Below are 19,127 nucleotides of genomic sequence, written 5' to 3' on the forward strand. Positions count from 1 at the left end.
GTTTGGGTGCGTGGGGTCGTGTGCCCACGCGTCCGCAGGTCACCAGAAGCGCCGTTTTGCCTTGTCAGGCTGGGGTGAGGGTGGTGACGGTGGGGGGTGGGGTGACCTTGCAGGCTGCGAGAATGCCGGTTTGGGTGGTGTTGAGCGGGGTGACGTGGACGACGCTGCCGGCACTCCCGGTGAGGGTGACGGCGTGGACGCGGCCGAGCTCGATCGCGATCCGCCGCCACGTCAGGTCGGTGGACCGTTCGGCGACCCGGATCAGCAGCAGGGCGAGCCAGCACAGCAGGACGTGGGCGCGGATCCGCGGTTCCAGATGGTGATGAACCGGCCGGAGTTCGAGGGTGGACTTCAGGTCGCGGAAGCCGCGTTCGGCCTCGAGGAGGTTCTTGTAGCCCAGGGCGATGTCCTCGGGGGTCAGGTCGGGGTCGGAGGTCGACAGCAGGTACTTGCCGTCGAGGCGTTCCTCCGCGGTCACCTTCGCCCGGTCGATGACCAACCGGCCGGAGGGTTGTTGGCGGACCCACCGGCCGTAGGCGGGATGGTCGCGCAGGGCACACTCGGCCTTCACATGCGCCGGCTCCACAGGCTTGTCGTCCGCCTTGACCGTGGCCTTCCCAGCCGGCTTCGCAGGGGTCTTCGCGGCTCGCTCGCGGAGTGCCTTGATTCGCTCCAACTCGGCTCGGACATGGTCCAGGGCGGTGTCGCGTTGGGTCTTGTCCCGTTCGGCCTCAGCCGGGTTGTGGCAGATCACCCACCGGCGGTCCGGAGCGGCGTCGAGTTTCACTTCCTTCACCCGCAGGTTGTCGCGGACCTGGGAGTACCGACCCTGCCGCGACAACGCGGCCTCCACCAGCGGGCTGCCGTCGCGCATCCGTTCCCCGGCGATGTAGTGCCCACCCGCCCGTTTCAGATACTGCAGGTTGGCTTCGGAGGAGAAGCCGCGGTCCACGACGGTGACCACCCGGCCCAGCCGCCAGTCCCGCATGCTGTCCTTCACCTGCGGCAGGACGGTGACATCGGTGGTGTTCCCGGGCCAGCACCAACACCGCACCGGGATGCCCTCCTTCGTGACGGCCAGGCCGATCACGATCTGCGGCAGGTCCTTGCGATGGTCCTTCGAATGGCCGTACACCCGGAACGCTTGGTCGCCTTCTTCTTCGGTGTCGCGTTCGAAGTAGGTGCTGGTCGTGTCGAACAGCAGTACGTCGACTTCGAGGTTGAGCAGGTTCGCCACCGCGAAGAACACCGCCTCCTGCACCTTGGCCTGGGCGTCCGCCTCGATCAGGACGTCCATCGCCCGGTACGCCTGATCGTCATCCATCGAGGTGAGGCCGGGGATCGCCGCGTCGTGGGAGGCCCACTCCGCAGCCGACAGCTTCGACATCGGATCGATCGCCCGGTTCGCCACCAACGCGAACAACACCCGCTCCACATCCGTGGTGAACCTTCGCGGGCCCAGCGCCTTCCGCAGCGCGTCATCCACGCCGAGCATCCGCCACAACCCGTCGAGCAGGTACACCGTCCCCATCGGACGGGACTCGGTGACGTGGAGGTGGTCACCGACCAGCTGGGCGGCGTCGCCGGGCAACGCTGCGGGGGCGGGTTCGCCCAGGTACCGGTTGATCGAGGCCACCAGCCGGGTCAGACCGTCCCGGTCCAGGCGATCCTCCCGGCCCAGGTTCAACAGGACTTCGGCGTGGGTGACCCCGTCGACCTTCCGGTTGTGCGCCACCTGCACGTACCGGACGATGCTGCCGTCCTTGTTCCGCCGTTGCGTGGTCCGCAAGTACATGCCCACCACTCCACCGCGTCCCTAGCCGTGGACACAAGCCCGACACGACAATTCGTGTGCCCACCGTTTTCAGCCGTTCCGGAACCACCGAATCGCGTTGACAAGCATCGATGCTCGCTCAGACCCGCCCGAATGCCCACCAACTGCGGAACTCGGGCAGAAATGCACCGTCTCGTGCACCCCTGCGGTCCGGCAAAGGTCATTCGGCCTTCCTCGCCAAACCGCGAGCGCGGGCCGGTGCCACGGCGTCCTCCGGCCTGACCGCGTCGGACCCGGTGGCACGGCGCCGCTGGAGGGCCTTGTCGAGCTCGATGACGGCAGGTGTGATCGCCGCCAGGGCCGCGCAGAGCAGCCACTGGGTGAGGGTGAGGCTGGTGGTGAGCAGCGCGGCCTGGAGGAAGCCGAGCTCGGTGGCGAGGACGGTCAGGACCAGCGGAATCGCGGCGAGCTTGAGTGCGGTCTTCAACGGCCCGGTGAATCCGGGCTCACGGATCCGGCGCAGCGAGATGCCGCTGAGCACGGTGGCGAACGCGACGACAACGGCGGTCATGGTCATCGAGATGCTGGGGGCGTCGGGGTGTGGTTGGTCGGGTCCGGCGACGAGTGGGAGGAGCGCGGTGAGGAAGAGCACGAACCCGTAGAGCAGCCATCGCAGCACCGAGCGGCGATTGGCAATGGTCACCTTGGGATCCCGCGGGGGCCGGTTCATGATCCCTTCCCCGACAGGGTCGCCGATGATGATGAAGACCGGGACGGAGGCGACGAAGAAGTTGAGGAACAGCACCATCAGCGGCGACATGGCGACCCCGTCGTTGATGGCGAACAGGCTGGCGACCAGGAAGAGCAGGACCAGCGAGATCAGCTGGGACATCTGGTAGTTGATGTAGCCCAGGATCTTCTCGTACACCCCGCGGCCGAGCTGGACAGCGTGCACAAGGGTGCCGAAATTGTCGTCGGTCAGGATCATCTTGCCGGCCTGTTTGGTGACCTCGCTGCCCGAGCCCATCGCCACTCCGATGTCGGCCTGTTTCAGGGCGGCGGCATCGTTGACGGCGTCGCCGGTCATCGCGACGATCTGGCCGGTGGACTGCATCAGCTGGACCAGCCGGAGCTTGTCCTGGGGCGAGACCCGGCCGAACACGTGGAGTTGGTCGAGCCGGTCCAGGACCTCCTGGTCGGAGAGGGCCCGGAACTCGGCGCCGCTGATCGCCCCGGGTCCCAGGCCGAGCTCCTCGCCGATGGCGGCGGCCGTGACGGCGTGGTCGCCGGTGATCATCCGGACCTCGATGCCAGCGGCGTGCGCGAGCCGCACGGCCTCCTTCGCCGAGGGCCGCAGCGGGTCGATGATCCCGACCAGCCCGATGAAGTCCAAGCCGGCGACGGCCGACATCGGGTCCTCCAGCACGGCGACCCGTTCGGCGCCGCCGACCTCCTTCATCGCGAACGCGAGCACGCGCAGGCCCTTGCCGCCCATCTCGGCGTTCACGCGGGCGATGACGTCGGCCTGGGCTCCGATCGGCGCCGAGCTCCCGTCGGCCTGGCGGGCGGTCGAGCTGCGCCCGATCACGACGTCGGGGGCGCCCTTGACCAGCATCACCGTCCGGAGGGTGCCGTCGAGGTTCACATCGTGCACGGTGGCCATGAACTTGTAGTCGGAGTCGAACGGGACTTCGGCGATCCGCGGGTACTCGCGTCGGGTCGGTTCGGCGTCGACACCGACCTTCGCCGCCAGCACCACCAGAGCCGCCTCGGTCGGGTCTCCGACCACTTCTCCGGCGTCGGAGACGGTGGCATCGCTGGCCAGGGCGAGTCCCAGGCTCAGCCGGGTGAAGTCGGGGATTTCCTCCCCCGCCACGTGGAGGATCTCGCCGCTCTTTCGGTAGCCCTCGCCGGTGATGCTGTACCAGCGACCCAGGTAATACAGGGTCGAGGCCATCATCTCGTTGAGGGTGAGCGTCCCGGTCTTGTCGGTGTTGATCGCCGAGGTCGACCCGAGGGTCTCCACATCCGGAAGGCTCTTCACCACCGCCTTGGCCTCGGCGAGCTGGCTGGCGCCGTAGGACAGCATCATCTGGACGAAAGTGGGCAGGCCGGTCGGGATCGCCGACAGGGCCATGGCCACGCCGAGCAGCAGCACGTCCTCGACGCTCTGCCCGCGTCCCAGCCCGAACGTGACGATGACGGCGACCGCGCCCCAGGCAAGCATGCCGATCACCCTTGTGAGGCTGTTGAGTTCGTTCTGCAGGGGCGATTTGACCGCCTTCACGCTGGTCAGCATGTCGGCGATGCGTCCCACCTCGGTGTGCATACCCGTGGTGGTCACGACCATGGACCCCGTGCCGCGGGTCACCGAGGTGTTCTGGAACAGCATGTTGGCCCGATCACCCAGGGCGACGCCCGCGTCGGCCAGGGTCGCGGCGGACTTCCCGATCGGTGCGCTCTCACCGGTAAGGGCAGCTTCCTGGGTCTCCAGGGTCGCGGCCCGCAGGACGCGGCCATCGGCCGGCACGACGTCCCCGGACTCCACCTGGACCAGGTCGCCGGGCACCACGGACGTGGCGTCGATGAGCTGGAGGATGCCGTCGCGGACCACGCGAGCCTGGGGGATCTGCATCCGGGACAGTGCATCGATGCTGGCCCGCGCTGCCAACTCCTGCCGTGTCCCCAACACGAGGTTCAGCACCACGAGCAGGCCCACCAGCACGGCCGTGGACACCTGGGCGATGACCAGGCTGACCACGCCCACCGCCAACAGCATCAGGTTCATCGGATCGGCGAGCTGTGCCACGGCGACCTTCCAGGCCGATGGCGCAGGCTCGGATCGGAGCTCGTTCGGGCCGACGTCGGCGAGGCGGCGGGCGGCCTCCTGCTGGGTCAGGCCAAGTTCCGGGTTGCTGCCCGCCGCCGCCAAGACTTCGGGCACCTCGCTGGCCCAGGGAGCTTCGAGCGGTGCGGACGGGTCTGCGACAGGTTGGGCTTTGGTCATGGTTTATTCTGCACCCAGTCGCCCGGCTTCGCGGGTAGCGCCGCGACAGGCGCCGGCGCCCGGATCGGGTCCCCGCTGGGCCGGCGGGCGCACCGGTGGCCGGCTATTAGCCTCGGCTTCACTGATCCTGGCCTGGGCCGGGCGTTCGAGCAGGGTCAGGACGAGGAGCGCGAGGACGGTGCACGCAGCCGTCCCCAGGATGAGTCCCACCGAGAGCGGGCGGTTGGCCAGAAGGACGAGGACGGCTGCGATAACCACCGCCGCGCGCACCCAGGTGCGGTAGGTGGCCAGCCACGTGCCGAAGGCTTCGGTGGACAGCCCGCGGCCGTCCGCGCGGGTCCGCAGGTGGCGGGCCGTTGCGGTCGCCGCTTCACGGAGGCGGGTGGCCGCGCGAGCCGAGCATAGGTGGCCGCGAAGGAGTCGGTGTCGGTGAGCACCGTCTTACTCCAGCCTCCGACGATCTCAATGGGGGTCACCAGTGCTCCGAGCACGATCAGGACAACCGCCGTGATAGTGCGTCCCAGTCGTCTGGGACGGCGCCCGGAAAGCCCCGCCGTCGGTGTGGAGGCCTCGCGCAGTTGGGCGTTGGCCGTCTCGAGTTCCCGGATTCGCGCCTCAAGCTCGGCGACCGAAGGATGAGTGTCAGTCATGTTCGCCTCCAGAAGATTCTGCCGGTGGACAGCCTTCCGCCGAACTTGTTGGCAAGGTCGTCCTGGGCTTCGGCCTTTCGCTCACACCGGGGGGATCATCTCGCTCCGCGTCGGGCGCCGAATCGACGGAATACCCCGGCGCGGCGGGAGCGGCCGTTCCCAACCACCTGAGAGCGTCGTAGGCTTCCCGGTGAGCGCCGGGCTCTCGCCAGATCGGAGAACGTCCATGACCACTGCCGCTTTCAGCTCCTTCTCCACCGATGCCGAGGCCGCCGAACGGGGGCTGTCGGCCCGCAAGGAGATGCGCCGCAGTGCGCATTCCCAGGTCAGCCTGGCCACGGGGCGGGACCCGTTCGCGATCATCTCGGCGCAGAACCAGACCCGGCAGCAGGACCTGATCGGCCTACGGTGGAAGCGGATGCTGACCGACCCGTTCGCGTTCTACCGCGGCACCGCGGCGATCATGGCTGCCGACCTCGCCGCCGGCCCGTCGACCGGGCTCGACGTGGTGGCCTGCGGCGATGCGCACCTGGCCAACTTCGGGTTCTACGCCTCACCGCAGCGGACGCTGGTGTTCGACTTGAACGACTTCGACGAGGCCGCCGTCGCCCCGTGGGAATGGGACGTGAAGCGCCTGGCCGTGAGCTTCGCGATGGGCGCGTTGCAGAACGGGCACGGCGAGACTGGCGCGACCGCGGCCGCGGCCACCGCTGCTCGTGCCTACCGTGAACAGCTGGCTGCGATGGTCCAGCTCACCGTCCTGCAGCGCTACTACATCCTCGAGACCGTGCCAGACCGCGCCAGCGACACCGCTCCGAAGCAGGCGCGCCGGATTCTCGACGACGCGGTGGCTAAGGCCCGCAAGAGCAGCTCCGACCGGGTCGCGAAGCAGCTCTCCACAACGCTCGAGGACGGATCGCGACAGTTCGTCGAGGATCCACCGGTCCTGACGCGCATCGCAGTCACCAACGAGGACGTGCAGGCCTACGTCACGGCCTATCTCGCCTCCGTCCGCCCGGATGTGGCCCTGTTGCTGTCGCAGTATCGGCTCGACGACATCGCCCGCCGGGTGGTCGGCGTCGGAAGTGTCGGCACGCGGTGCCTGCTGCTGATGCTGCGGGGACCCTCCGGCGAGCCGCTGGTCCTCCAGATCAAGGAGGCCGGACAGTCCGTGCTCGAGAGCCACGGCCACGTCGGCCAACCCGACTTCTTCGGGCCCATCGGCTCACCAGACCGGGAGGGCCGCCGGGTGGTCAGCTACCAGCACGTCCTCCAGGCGTCCTCGGATCCGTTCCTGGGCCACTTCAGCCTCCGCGGGTTCGACTTCTACGTCCGCCAGTTCCACGACATGAAGGGCGGCATCGACGTAGCCGGCATGGGGACCGCCGCCTACACCGCCTACGCGAGCGTGTGCGGCCGAACCCTGGCGCGGGCCCACGCCCAGAGCCGCAACGCGACCGCGATCTCCAGCTACCTGGGCGATTCGGACACCTTCGACCAGGCCATCGCCAGCTACTCCCTCGCCTACGCCGCGCAAGCCGTCGCCGACTTCGAGGCAGTGAGCGCACACATCATGCCGCGCAGTCGCTGACGGCGAAACCGTTAGCGCTCCCGACCCCTGGGCCTGCCATCGCCAGACCTCCCGATGCCCTTCGGTTCGATGACGCCGTTCGGCACCTGACCGGATCGAGAGCCGGAACTGGAGGATCGCTCAGCGGGGCCCGAACCGGAAGACCCGAACGATGTGGACGAGGCCGAGGACCACCAGCGAGATCCCGAGCAGCCACCACAGGAAGGCCGCGCCCCACAGAGGTGATGTGAGCAGCGAGATCCAGGCCAGGATGCTGATGATCGCCAAGAGGATCGTCCACACCTTGGATTGCGCATCGCTGACCAGCTTGAGCCCGACCACGCCCTCGATCATCCACACGATCCCCACCGTCGCGCCCAGGATGCCGGCCAACACGGCGGCAGCCGTTCCCGGGTTGGCGAACGCGACCCCTGAGGCGATCAGGAACACTGCGCCCAGCGCGAGGTAGCCGATGCGCGGCCACACCCCCAGGGTGCGGGAGAACAGGCCGACGCCGAGATTGGCCAGCCCGGCGATCAGCGCATACACCGCAGTGATCCCGACGATGACCATGGCGGGCTTGTCCGGCCAGGCAAGGATGACGACACCGATCACCAGCGACACAAGGCCACTCACCCCGAGACAGCGCGCACTCCGTTCGTGACGGACTTGTCGGCATCGTTCAGATCGGCTTCGAACGTGCTGACGGGCATTTCGATCTCCTCCCGCCGTACGGACGCGTCCCCAGTCTCGCTTGCGGGTCGCGCGTTCGATCGCAAGCGGCCCACGGCTGTTCACAGACCAGACAGGATTCCCGGCCCTACCGATCAGTGCGGGTCCTCGACCCGGCGCCTCAGGAGTCGCTCGAGAGCAGGAGCTGGAACCGTCGGGCTAGCGGTGCCCGAAGCGGAAGGCACGGATGATCTGGACGATGCCGAGGATCACTAGGGAGAGCCCGAGCAGCCACCACAGGAACGCCGCGCCCCACAGCGGCGAGGTGACCAGCGAAATCCCGGCCAGGATGCTGATGATCGCGAAGATGATCGTCCATACCTTCGATGCTGCGTCGCCGATCAGCGTGAGTCCGACGATACCCTCGATGATCCACACAATGCCGACCATCACGCCCAGAATGGTGGCGAGCAGGGCGGTGGCGGTTCCGAGGTTCGCGAACGTCACCCCCGAGGCGATCAGAAAGACAGCACCGAGCACGAGGTAGCCGACGCGCGGCCACCCCCCGATGCTGCGGGAGAAGATGCCGACGCCAAGGCTCGCCAGCCCGGCGATCGCCGCCCACACCGCGATGAACCCGGCGATGACCATGGCGGTCTTGTCGGGCCAGGCGAGGATAAGCATGCCAATGACCAGCGAGACCAGGCCACTCACGCCAAGGGCAGAGCGGATTCCGTTGGTGACGGACTTGTCGGCGCTATCGAAGTCGGTATCGAAAGTGCTGGCAGGCATTGGCGTCTCCTCGTGCCGTGCGGACGCGTCACAGTCTGGCACCCCGGAAGCATTCCGTCCCGCAGGCGAGAGGGCGATTCGCAGGCGGCAATTGTGGACACCAAAACGCTGGACGCGGCGGGCCGGCGCTTGCTAGATTTCTGCTGACGGCTGGCCAGCGCACTCCCTGATGTGGGCGACCACCGCCGGAGAGGTCTCGCTATGACCCGCACGGATGCCGTCGGGCACGACCTCGGGGGTTGGGCCGACGAGGCGGGCACCGCCGCGAACGGGAGCGGCCCGAGAGCCGGGAACCCGCGAACACATCGACACTGGCCCCGCGTGGCTTGCGGGGCGATCTCATCAGAAGGGAAGGGCCGTGAGCATCAACCTGATCCTGGAAGCACTGGTCATGCTCGGTGCGATCGCCATGGGAACCCGCGCCGGTGGCGTCGGTGTCGGCTTGTGGGGCGGGCTGGGCACGTTCGTGTTGGTATTCGTGTTCCGCGAAGCGCCGGGGGATCCGCCCACGGATGCGATCGCGATCATCCTCGCGGTGGTCACGACCGCGGCGTTGATGCAGGCGGCCGGCGGGATCGACTGGATGGTGGCCGTCGCTGCCCGGGTGATCGAGAAGCGGCCCAAGCAGATCACGTTCATCGCCCCACTGACGGCGTTCCTGTTCTCGATCGGTGCCGGGACGAGCAACATCATCTACCCGCTGCTGCCGGTCATCTATGACGTCTCCTACAAGAACAACATCCGCCCCGCCCGGCCGATGACGGTCACTGTGGTCCAGTCCGGGACCGCGCTGGCCGCCTCACCGGTGTCCGCGGCGATGGCGGCGATGCTCACCCTGACCTACGTCGCGCCCTACAACCTCGGCTTGGGACAGATCCTGGCCATCACCCTGCCCGCGTGTGTCATCGGTATCGTGGTGACCGCCCTGGTGGTGAACCGGATGTGGAAGGAACTCGACGACGACCCGGAGGTGCAGGCGAAGATCGCCTCAGGACAGCTCGCGCCACCCAAAGCCGCGGCCGCAGCTGGTGAATCGGCGGCCAGCAAGCTCACCTACACCGCGGGCGGGCGCAACTCCGCGATCACCTTCCTGCTCGGCGTGGTGGCGGTGGTGTTTTTCGGGATCTTCCCGAACCTGCGCCCGCTGATCGAATCCGACACCGGCGGCGAGCCGGTCGGGATGACGACCACCATCGTCCTGGTGATGTTCGTGATCGGGGTGATCATCATGTTCCTGGGCAAACCGAACGTGTCGACGGTGCCCGACCAGTCGGTGTTCAAGGCCGGCATGATCTCGGCGATCGCACTGTTGGGGATCGCCTGGCTCACCGCGACCTTCATCTCCGCACACCAGGCCTACATCATCGACACCATCGGCGCGACCGTCACCCAGTGGCCGTTCATGCTGGCCCTGGCGATCTTCCTCGTTGCGGCCCTCACCACCAGCCAGTCGACCGCCACCCGCACGATCGTCCCGATCGGGCTTGCGGCGGGTATGTCGGCCGGCCTGGTCACCGGCATGTGGGCCGGCGCGCTCGGCGGGGTCTACACCCTGCCCGCCAACGGCACCCAGATCGCGGCCGCGAACTTCGACCTCACCGGCACGACCAAGCTCGGCTCCAAGCTGCTCGACCACAGCTTCTTCATCCCGATGCTCGTGCTCAGCGCCACCACGATCGCCGCCGGCGCCCTCATCGGCGGCCTGTTCTTCTGACCGACACCACCCACCTCAGTGAGGATCCACCCATGAACACCACCGAGATCGCCGACAAGGTCCAGGCGCTGATGCCGGGCGTCATCGACAACCTCACCGAACTGATCGCGATTCCCTCGATCGCCTTCCCCGGCTACCCGTCGGCGCCTGTGGAGCAGATGGGACAGCGGACCCTCGAGCTGTTCCGGGCGGCCGGCTTCACTGACGCCCGGCTGATGGACGTGCCGTCGGGCTACCCGCCGATCTACGGCGAGATCGCCGGCCCCGAAGGCTCACCGGTGGTGGTGATCTACGCCCACTACGACGTCCAGCCGGCCCCGCCCGAGCAGGGCTGGACCAGTGACCCGTGGACCGCCACTGTCAAGGACGACGGCCGGGTCTACGGCCGGGGCGCCGCCGACGACATCAGCGGCCTGGTCACCCACCTCGGCATGCTGCGGGTCTTCGACGGCAAGCCACCCTGCACCCTGCGGCTCATCCTGGAAGGCATGGAGGAGACCGAGAGCAACCTCGAGGCCTTCGTCGACGCCCACCCGGAACTGTTCGCCTGCGACCTGTTCGTCATCGCCGACATGGGCAACCTCCGGGTCGGCGACCCGGTCCTCACCACCGCCCTGCGCGGCGACGTCGCCTGCGTCGTCACGGTCCGCACCCTCAGCCACCCGCTGCACTCCGGCATCTTCGGCGGGCCCGCACCCGACGCCATGATGGCGTTGGCCCGGTTGTTGTCGACCCTCCACGACGACGCCGGAAACGTCGCTGTCGAAGGGGTCTCCCGGGCCACCTGGGCGGGCGAGGACCTCGGCGCGGACGACTTCCGCGCCAGCGCCGACATCCTGCCCGGAGTCCAGCTCACTGGGACCGGACCGGTCGGCGACCTGCTCTGGGCCCAGCCGTCGATCAACGCCATCGGTCTCGACATGACCGACATCGCCACCTCGTCCAACGTCCTGATCCCGGAGGCGAGCGCGAAGATCTCGATGCGCATCGTGCCCGGCTCCGAGCCCGAGAAGGAACTCGACGCCCTGGTCGCCCACCTCGAGTCCCACGCCCCGTGGGGGGCGCAGGTCGACGTCCGCCGCACCAAAGCGGCGGCGCCGTTCCAGTGCCCGACCGACGGACCCGGATACGCCGCCGCACGTCAGGCCCTGACCGAGGCCTTCGGCTCGCCCGCCGGTGAAGCGGGCAGCGGCGGATCCATCCCGTTACTGCGGAACCTGCAACGGGCCGCCCCGAACGCCGAGTTCGTCCTGTGGGGTGCCGAGGACGTTGCCGGCTCCCGCATCCACGCCTCCGACGAAAGTGTGGACCCCACCGAGATGCAACGAATGATCCTCGCCCAGTGCCTCCTGCTCACCCGCCTCGCCGGGGCCAGGAGATCCTGAAAAGGCGGGTCAAGCGGCGGCACTATGGCAGTGCCGCGAGACAAAACCTGAGGAGGTGTCGGGTGAAGGGTTTACGGCTATGGGTGGTGGCCGTCCTCACCGTCGGGTTGATGGCAGGTTGCACTGCTTCGGGAACGGTGGGCTCGGCTGCCGAGGAGGAGGTCTGCAGCGCGAAGGCGGCGCTGGTTGCCTCGGTACAGAAGGTCGCCGACGACGTGAAGGCAGTCAACCTCGGCCAAGCCCACACGGACTGGAAGACTGTGAAGGCCGACGCCGCCGCCTTGGGGCAGGCCGTGCAACGCCTCGCCGAGGAGAAGAAGGCCCAGCTCGCCCCTCAGGTCGAGGCGCTGAAGACGACACTCGCCACCGTGACCGATGCGACGAGCCTTCCGGAACTGGAGGCGACCCTCCAGACTGCGAAGCGGCAACTCGCCGAGATCGTCTCGACTGCCACCACGATCGCGGGCTGCACACCGACCTGAGCTGAGGACGCCCCTCGGGGAGTCGTCCCCGGCGTTAGGTCGACTCCGAATCCGGGTTGCCGTCGCGCGGCGCGGTGTCGTCGACGGCGGTGACCTGGGTCCGGGCAGCGTTGATGAAGACGCGCACGATCACGCCGATCAGGACGAAGTCGAGCAGCATCTGGAGCGAGACGACCATGCGCGCCGGATCGGTTTCGGGGGTGATGTCACCGAACCCGACCGTGGACAACACTGTGATCGCGAAGTAGAGCGCGCTGGTGTGGTTGAGCGGCCGGCTGAACGAGTCGGCCGGGAACGCGAGATAGGTGCCGGCGAAGACGGCGAGGAACACGGCGGCGGTGGTGCCGAGGGCACGGATCGCTCGCAGTTCGGGGAGGTCGTCGGTCAGGATCATCCGGAACTGGCGTGTGAGGGAAATCCCGAAGAGTGCCCCGCCGACCGCCAAGGTGCCGACGACCGTCCAGACGGAGCCACTGGTGAACCCGATCAGGTAGTAGGCGGCGAGCACGATCGCTCCACTCAGGATCGTCCACCCAACCGTGAGGATCAACTCGCGGCGACGACGCTCAGCGTCAAGATCGACGAAACGCCCAGTTGGCACGAGGGTGATGCTACGACCTGCAGACCCGATCCGCCACAGCCGCGCGCTACAGGTCTGGCTGGAGCTTGGCATCCTGCCTGGGAAGCGTGACGCGGTTCAGGATCAGCAACAGCGACGCGGTGACCGGGACCGCGACCAGAGCGCCGAGGAGCCCCAGAAGGAGGCCACCGGCCATCGCGCCGATCAGAACCAGTGGCCCGGGCACATCGACCTGCTTCGACATGATCCGCGGGGTGATGACGTAGGCCTCCAACTGCATGTAGGCGAAGTACACCACGGCGAAGATCAACGCGGCCCACCACGAGGTGAACAGGGTGAAGACGCCCGCGATGATCCACATCAGCACCGAACCGATCATCGGGATCAGGGTCACGAACAGGGCGATGAAGGCCATCAACGGCGCGAAGGGCATCTGCAGCAGGCTCAACAGGATGAAGGTGAACGCAGCGTTCAGGACCGCCAAGGTCACCTCGCCGGAGACGTAGGCGCCGACCGAATCGGTGATCTCGTCGACCAGGCTAGCCAGGCCCGTGCGGTTGTAGGCGGGAGCGAACCGCACCAGGGCGCCCTTGATCTGGTCAAGCGAAGCGAGGAAGTAGAGGGTCAGGACCAGGATGATCATCGTGCTGGAGATCGCGTTGATCAGTCCGGCACCAACCGCCAGCGCCCCACCGCCGACCGCCATCAGGTTCTCCGGGTTCGACATCCATGCCTGGACCTGGGCAACCATGTTGGTGTACAACCCCTGCATCGGGCCCTGCGTGAACGCCTGGAACCAAGCGCTGGGGACTGCTGAAGGTTTGGTTGACTCCAAGATCGCATGACTCTCACGAGAGGGTCGTGCTGGAAGGATGGCATCCATGCCGAAGATCGTTTACACCGACGAGTTCAAGCGCGACGCGGTCGCGCTGGTCGCCTCAGGCATCCCGCAGAAGCAGGTCGCCAAGGACATGGGGATGGCCAAGACCACCCTTCAAGCCTGGGTCCGCGACGCTCGCTTCCAGTCCCACGGGATGACCCCGACCACCGATCCTGAGCAGCGCAAGGACATGGCCCAGGCGTTACGCAGGATCCGCGAGCTGGAGATGGAGAACGAGGTCCTACGGCGAGCGGCGGCGTATCTGTCGCAGGCTCACATCACGCCCCCAAAATGATCTACCCGCTCGTGAAGGAGATGGCTGCGGTCGGTGCCACCGTGAGGGTGCCGGTGGCGGTCGCGTGTCGGGTGTTGGGATTCTCCAAGCAGGGCTACTACAAGTGGCTCAAGCAGCCGGTCTCGGCCCGCGAGGCCGAAGAGCGTGAGCTGATCGCCGTGCTGCATCAGCTCCACGATGATGACCCGGAGGGCGGCTACCGCGTCCTGGCCGATGACATTGCCGAATTGGGCTACGAGTTGTCGGAGCGCAGAGTGTGGCGGCTGTGCCGGGTCGCTGGCATCCAGTCGGTGTTCACCAGGCGCAAGACCCGGTACAAGAAGGCCGGCGCTCCCGTCCACGATGACCTGGTCAACAGGCAGTTCAGCGCCGACGGCCCCAACGAGCTATGGCTGACCGACATCACCGAGCACCGCACCCGCGAGGGCAAGGTCTACCTTTGTGCGATCAAGGACGTGTTCTCCAACCGGATCGTGGGCTACTCGATCGATTCGCGGATGAAGGCCCGTATCGCCGTCAACGCGCTCCAGATGGCAGTGGCCCACCGAGGCCGGCCCGCCGGGGTGATCGTGCATTCCGACCGCGGGTCCCAATTCCGCTCCAGACGCTTCCTGAAGGCCCTCAAACGCCACGGCCTGACCGGCTCCATGGGCCGCGTGGGGGCATGCGGTGACAACGCCGCGATGGAGTCGTTCTTCGCGCTCCTGCAGAAGAACGTCCTCGACCGACGGTCCTGGAGTACACGAGAGGAACTGCGGCTGGCGATCGTGTCCTGGATCGAGGGGAAGTACCACCGGAAACGCCGTCAACGCAGGCTCGGGAAACTCACCCCGGTCGAGTTCGAACTCATCATGAAACCAACCGCTACACTGGCGGCATAAACCCCGGAGGTCAACCAAACCTTCAGCGGACCCCTGTTCCGCATGTCGGTCAAGTACTGCGGGACCGCGGCCGCAAACGCCCCGATCTGAGTGACCACCATCGGCACGACCACCCAGATGACACCAGCGAAGACCAGGACGAATCCCGCGAACACCACCGTAATGGCCATCGCCTTACTCAACCGGTGCCGCTGCAACCACCCCACCACCGGGTTGAGTGCGAGCGCGAGGAACACAGCCAAGGCGACCGACACCGCCACGCTCGCCAAAGTCGCCACCCCGGTCGCCAGCCAGAGGGCGACCAGCGCACCCGCGGTCGCGGTGAACCCCCACGTGAACGACCGGGTCAGATCAACCCGCAGCCGAGGGGTCACCGGCGTCGGCACCTCCGGCGGAACCAGGCCAGGCTGCGATGATGCCCGCTGCTCCCCCGTCGGGGCTATGACGCGCTCTTGCGGTTCGCCTTCAACCGGCGACACGGGCACTTGCTGTTCGGCCATGTGCGTAGCGTAGGAGTTCGGGACGGTGACGTCAGGGATTGCCGCCAGCAGTTTTCGCAATCCGTACCGGGCCGACGAGCAATCGAACCCGAATCGTCCCACAAGACATTGGCATGGAGAGGTGCCGCCGATCTCGCGGCCCGGGGAGATCCCTGTCAATCTCGGCTGCCAGCCTGCGGCCGAGGCCGGAGGTGGGGCATCCTTCCCCTGAGCGGTCCGGCGAAATGAGGTGCCATGAGCGGTGTTGAGCGGCAGCGGGTTGAGTCCTTCGGGCATCCCGAGGACGGACTGAGGGACGCGACCCCGTGGTACGACTGGGGCCCCTACCTCTCGGAACGCGCTTGGGGAACCGTGCGCGAGGACTACAGTGCCGACGGCGACGCCTGGAGCTACCTCCCGCATGACCACGCCCGTTCCCGCGCGTACCGGTGGGGCGAGGACGGCCTCGCCGGGATGTGCGATTCCGAACAGCTCTCCTGCCTGGCGCTCGCGCTGTGGAACGGGCGAGACCCGATCCTGAAGGAACGGATGTTCGGGCTGACCGGGCCGCAGGGAAACCACGGGGAGGATGTCAAGGAGTATTGGTGGTTCCTCGACGCCGTGCCGAGTCACTCCTGGTTGCGCTGGCGGTACCACTACCCGCAGGCCGAGTTCCCCTACCAGGACCTGGTCACCGAGAACGGCCGCCGTGACCGTGACCAGCCCGAGTACGAACTGCTCGACACCGGGGTGTTCGACGATGACCGGTACTGGGTCGTCGACGTCGCCTACGCAAAAGCCGGCCCCCACGACGTCCTGATGGAGATCAGCCTCACCAATGCCGGGCCCGACTCCGCGAGGATCCACGTTCTGCCGCACCTGTGGTTCCGCAACACCTGGTCCTCAGAAGCTGGCGCGAAACCCCCCGCCCTGCGCCAGTCGGCGCCCGATCAGGTCACCATCGAACACCCCCGGTTCGGCGACCTCCGGTGGGAACTGGACCTCGCGGGCCTCTCGGCGCGGCACAGGCTTCTACTACCGCTACGTCGGAGAGCCGTCGTGAGTTCACTGGTGCGTTCACTTGGCGGAAGGCCGGTGCCCCGGAGCTCCCCTGCGGTCGGTGCTACCGAGCGTTCCCCTCGCATCGGCGGTGCTATCCCCGATTCCCCACGTATTCCCCACGGCAAGGTGACGAAGTGGCAATCCATCTGCATAAGTCCTTGTCAGGGGGTCGTTATCGGCTGACAGAAGAGAGCTTCAACTCCTCTCTCGCGCACAAAATGTGCCTCTGACTAGGGCAAATACAGGAAATCGGCGGGAGGTGAAAACCTCTCGCCGATTCTCTGTTTCTGGGGTTGGATTCTCTCGTGGCAAGCGGCGATGCCGGGGTGGAGTGGTCCGGGGGACTGTCGGGAGAGGGGTCTCGTGCCGGGTTGGTGGGGCTGATTCCCCACGGGTGGGTCTGTCAAACGAACGGTGTAACTGGGTTGTGTTGTCATGCTGGTCTGGGGCTGCTGAGGCGGCCGTCGAATCGGATGTCGAAAGCGTTGAGGGCTTCCTTCCATCTCTGGGTCCAGCGGGCCCTGCCTTTGCCTGTGGGGTCGAGCGCCATGACGGCGAGGTAGACGCACTTGAGCGCGGCCTGCTCGTTGGGGAAGTGACCGCGGGCTCGGACGGCCTTGCGGATGCGGGCGTTGACCGACTCGATCGCATTCGTGGTGCACACGATGCGTCGGATCTCGCGGTCGAAGCCGAGGAACGGGACGAACTCGGCCCAGGCGTTCTCCCACAACCGCACGATTGCCGGGTACTTGTCGCCCCACGCTTCGGCGAACTCGAGGAATCGTTCCTCGGCCTCGGTGAGGGTCGCAGCCTGGTAGACAGGCTTCAAGGCCCGGGAGATGGCGTCCCAGTGCTGCCGGGCGGAGTACTTGAAGCTGTTGCGCATCAGGTGCACGATGCAGGTCTGCACGATCGTCTCCCTCCACACCGTGTTCACCGACTCGGGCAGCCCCTTGAGGCCGTCGCACACCACCATCAGGACGTCGTTCACGCCGCGGTTCTTGAGCTCCGTGAGGACCTGCAGCCAGTACTTGGCGCCTTCCCCACCATCTCCTGCCCACAGGCCGAGGATGTCCCGGTTGCCCTCCGTCGTCACCGCAAGGGCGACGTAGATGGGCCGGTTGGCGACCTGGCCGTCTCGGACCTTGACGTGGATCGCGTCGATGAACACCACCGGGTAGACCGGGTCCAGGGGCCGGTTCTGCCACTCCAACATCCCGTCGAGCACATTGTCGGTGATCGTGGAGATCGTGGTCTTCGACACCTCCGAGCCGTACACGTCGGCCAGGTGAGCGCTGATGTCGCCGTGGGTCATGCCGCGCGCCGACAGGGACAAGACGATGTCCTCGATCGACCCCAACCGGCGCTGCCGCTTCGCGACGATCGTTGGTTCGAACGTTCCGGCACGGTCTCTGGGGACGCCGATGGTGACCGGGCCGGCCTTCGTCAGCACCGTCTTCGTCCGGGTGCCGTTGCGGGCGTTGCCGTCCGCAGAGGCGCCCTTGGTGTGTTTGTCGTAGCCGAGGTGGTCGGTGATCTCGCCTTCCAGCGCGGACTCCAGCACCAGTCGGGTCAACTCGGACAGCAGGCCGCCCTCCCCGTCGACCGACAGGCCCTGGCGTTGCGCGTCACCCACGAGCTGGGCGACCAGCCCCCGGTCCACCACCGGCGGCCGAGTCGCCTCCGTCATCACAGCCACTCCGGCTCCCTCCACCACAGCCGCTGGGGCCGTCTCAACCTGCCTGCTCATCGTGTTCCTCCTTGATCGGAGTTACACCGTTGACCGTACAGTCCCGGCAGGCCCTATCGGTCTTGGCTTGTCAAGCAGCTGGAAAGTTTGGATGTTCCATGTTTGCGCTCGTTACCGTTCATGCTCTCAACCTCACGAAGAAGTACAGTAACCGGGAAGCGCAGAACGCAATTAGGCACTTCTTGTGGGTCGCGGGGCTGTCTCTGGTGATGGGGCGCGATCATGCCAGGAGTATCGCGGCGGCGCATGAATTCGGGCTGCTCAATTTCGCTGAGAATAGGGCTGACAGTCGCAGAGACAGGGCGAACAATGCCTTCACGCTCACCTGGATGAAGAACAAGTATGGGAACCGCAGGGTCGCCATTTCCGGAGTGTATTCGTACATGCTGAGCCTCAGGAAGACGGCGGAACGACTATTTAATGAAGGGAAGTTCACGTGCGTCAAGGCATGCGGAAGAGCCTCGTAGTCTGGCTGGTAGTCGTTTTCGGGGGAGGTGCTCTCACGGGATGTATTCAAGACCCTACATGTTCTCCCGCGGGTCGTTCGCGGATGAACGCCGCGATCGTGGAGCTGTTGCAGATATCCCCTGGGCAAGTGGGATACCTGAGTACGCCGGATTGTGATTCCGGTGCTAGCCTCAGCGCCACTCTTGAGTTGCAGATTTCCTGGGAGGAACTCATGTCCCGGCTTTCTGATAGATGTCGCGCGGAGGGCGAAGAGGCCGCATGTCTGTTGGGCGATGAGGAGTTCACTGTGTACCTCCATTCTGAGCTAGAGTCAGGCGTCGAGGTTACTATCTTCGAGGCGGAGTGATGTTCGGCGTTTGTCTCACTGATGCGGAACTGGCTGCCGCAACCGGGGTTTCTGCACGAGTAGGTGACAACCGATCTGTGGAGTCGTGAGGCCCTGCGGGGAGGATGCGCACCCTGCCGAATACCCATCCAAGAGAGTTTCGCGACGATTTCGTGGCCGTGGCCCGCAAGGGCGATGCGTCGATCGCTCAGATCTCGAAGGGCCTTCGGGATCAGTGAGTCCCCGTCCGGGTGTCATCGGCCGCGATCGGGCGGGCACTCGCACGTTCAGGGTGTGGATTACTGGCTCTTATAACTTGAGCGTGGGGTCATAGTTGGAGTCCGCCGGCGATGAGGAGCAT

Annotated in this window: 16 protein-coding genes; 8 read left to right on the forward strand and 8 right to left on the reverse strand. The window is 66.6% G+C overall.

The window, feature by feature from the left end:
• Nucleotides 1-64: 64 nt before the first annotated feature.
• On the reverse strand, nucleotides 65-1,795 hold the full coding sequence (locus J4N02_RS03380; protein WP_208091102.1) for an IS1634 family transposase: 1,731 nt from the start codon (nucleotides 1,793-1,795) through the stop codon (nucleotides 65-67).
• A 199-nt stretch (nucleotides 1,796-1,994) separates the two neighbouring features.
• Nucleotides 1,995-4,718, reverse strand: coding sequence for a cation-translocating P-type ATPase (locus J4N02_RS03385; protein WP_208091103.1), 2,724 nt, complete (start codon nucleotides 4,716-4,718; stop codon nucleotides 1,995-1,997).
• A 939-nt stretch (nucleotides 4,719-5,657) separates the two neighbouring features.
• Between J4N02_RS03385 and J4N02_RS03390 the strand changes: the two genes are divergently transcribed.
• A complete protein-coding gene (locus J4N02_RS03390) occupies nucleotides 5,658-7,022 on the forward strand; it encodes a DUF2252 domain-containing protein (protein WP_188334583.1) in 1,365 nt (454 codons plus the stop codon).
• A gap of 120 nt (nucleotides 7,023-7,142) precedes the next feature.
• On the opposite strand, the gene J4N02_RS03395 is transcribed toward J4N02_RS03390, so the two are convergent.
• Both J4N02_RS03395 and J4N02_RS03400 read right to left on the reverse strand, forming a co-directional pair.
• Nucleotides 7,143-7,637 (reverse strand): HdeD family acid-resistance protein, encoded by a 495-nt coding sequence (locus tag J4N02_RS03395; protein WP_208091104.1) that lies wholly within the window; start codon nucleotides 7,635-7,637, stop codon nucleotides 7,143-7,145.
• Between the two features lie 255 nt (nucleotides 7,638-7,892).
• Complete coding sequence (locus J4N02_RS03400) at nucleotides 7,893-8,465, reverse strand: HdeD family acid-resistance protein (RefSeq protein ID WP_188334584.1); 573 nt, start codon at nucleotides 8,463-8,465, stop codon at nucleotides 7,893-7,895.
• A gap of 358 nt (nucleotides 8,466-8,823) precedes the next feature.
• On the opposite strand from J4N02_RS03400, the gene J4N02_RS03405 reads away from it, so the two are divergent.
• From J4N02_RS03405 to J4N02_RS03415, 3 genes are all read left to right on the forward strand, one after another.
• Entirely contained in the window at nucleotides 8,824-10,179 is a 1,356-nt protein-coding gene (locus J4N02_RS03405) for an anaerobic C4-dicarboxylate transporter family protein (protein ID WP_208091105.1), read from the forward strand.
• Between the two features lie 32 nt (nucleotides 10,180-10,211).
• The gene (locus J4N02_RS03410; RefSeq protein ID WP_188334586.1) at nucleotides 10,212-11,564 is read left to right on the forward strand and encodes a M20/M25/M40 family metallo-hydrolase; all 1,353 of its coding nucleotides are present in this window, start codon (nucleotides 10,212-10,214) and stop codon (nucleotides 11,562-11,564) included.
• 86 nt (nucleotides 11,565-11,650) lie between these two features.
• A complete protein-coding gene (locus J4N02_RS03415; RefSeq protein ID WP_188334587.1) occupies nucleotides 11,651-12,046 on the forward strand; it encodes a hypothetical protein in 396 nt (131 codons plus the stop codon).
• A gap of 34 nt (nucleotides 12,047-12,080) precedes the next feature.
• Here the strand turns inward: J4N02_RS03415 and J4N02_RS03420 are convergent, their stop codons facing one another.
• Together J4N02_RS03420 and J4N02_RS03425 are read right to left on the reverse strand one after the other, a co-directional pair.
• Nucleotides 12,081-12,719, reverse strand: a complete 639-nt coding sequence (locus tag J4N02_RS03420; RefSeq protein WP_208091106.1) for a potassium channel family protein — start codon at nucleotides 12,717-12,719, stop codon at nucleotides 12,081-12,083.
• Nucleotides 12,694-13,509 (reverse strand): AI-2E family transporter, encoded by an 816-nt coding sequence (locus J4N02_RS03425; protein ID WP_188334589.1) that lies wholly within the window; start codon nucleotides 13,507-13,509, stop codon nucleotides 12,694-12,696. The genes J4N02_RS03420 and J4N02_RS03425 overlap by 26 nt, the downstream gene beginning before the upstream one ends.
• Here J4N02_RS03425 and J4N02_RS03430 point away from each other — a divergent pair.
• A protein-coding gene (locus tag J4N02_RS03430) for an IS3 family transposase (protein WP_223202706.1) occupies nucleotides 13,508-14,682 on the forward strand; the annotation gives its coding sequence in 2 pieces (ribosomal slippage) (nucleotides 13,508-13,787 and nucleotides 13,787-14,682; 1,176 coding nt in all). The two genes, J4N02_RS03425 and J4N02_RS03430, sit on opposite strands and share 2 nt — an antisense overlap.
• On the opposite strand, the gene J4N02_RS03435 is transcribed toward J4N02_RS03430, so the two are convergent.
• Nucleotides 14,607-15,182 carry an AI-2E family transporter gene (locus J4N02_RS03435; protein WP_188334590.1) on the reverse strand — a complete coding sequence of 192 codons (576 nt, stop codon included), beginning with the start codon at nucleotides 15,180-15,182 and terminating at the stop codon, nucleotides 14,607-14,609. The genes J4N02_RS03430 and J4N02_RS03435 overlap by 76 nt on opposite strands.
• Before the next feature lie 351 nt (nucleotides 15,183-15,533).
• Here J4N02_RS03435 and J4N02_RS03440 point away from each other — a divergent pair, with 351 nt between their 5' ends.
• Complete coding sequence (locus tag J4N02_RS03440) at nucleotides 15,534-16,406, forward strand: hypothetical protein (protein WP_208091107.1); 873 nt, start codon at nucleotides 15,534-15,536, stop codon at nucleotides 16,404-16,406.
• 250 nt (nucleotides 16,407-16,656) lie between these two features.
• On the opposite strand, the gene J4N02_RS03445 is transcribed toward J4N02_RS03440, so the two are convergent.
• Nucleotides 16,657-17,913 carry an IS256 family transposase gene (locus tag J4N02_RS03445; protein WP_188334591.1) on the reverse strand — a complete coding sequence of 419 codons (1,257 nt, stop codon included), beginning with the start codon at nucleotides 17,911-17,913 and terminating at the stop codon, nucleotides 16,657-16,659.
• 158 nt (nucleotides 17,914-18,071) lie between these two features.
• Between J4N02_RS03445 and J4N02_RS03450 the strand changes: the two genes are divergently transcribed.
• Both J4N02_RS03450 and J4N02_RS03455 read left to right on the forward strand, forming a co-directional pair.
• Nucleotides 18,072-18,440, forward strand: coding sequence for a DUF6973 domain-containing protein (locus J4N02_RS03450; protein ID WP_188334592.1), 369 nt, complete (start codon nucleotides 18,072-18,074; stop codon nucleotides 18,438-18,440).
• 83 nt (nucleotides 18,441-18,523) lie between these two features.
• Nucleotides 18,524-18,787 (forward strand): hypothetical protein, encoded by a 264-nt coding sequence (locus tag J4N02_RS03455; protein ID WP_188334593.1) that lies wholly within the window; start codon nucleotides 18,524-18,526, stop codon nucleotides 18,785-18,787.
• Nucleotides 18,788-19,127 lie beyond the last annotated feature (340 nt).

Source organism: Propioniciclava sp. MC1595 (genome assembly GCF_017569205.1).
GTDB lineage: Bacteria > Actinomycetota > Actinomycetes > Propionibacteriales > Propionibacteriaceae > Propioniciclava.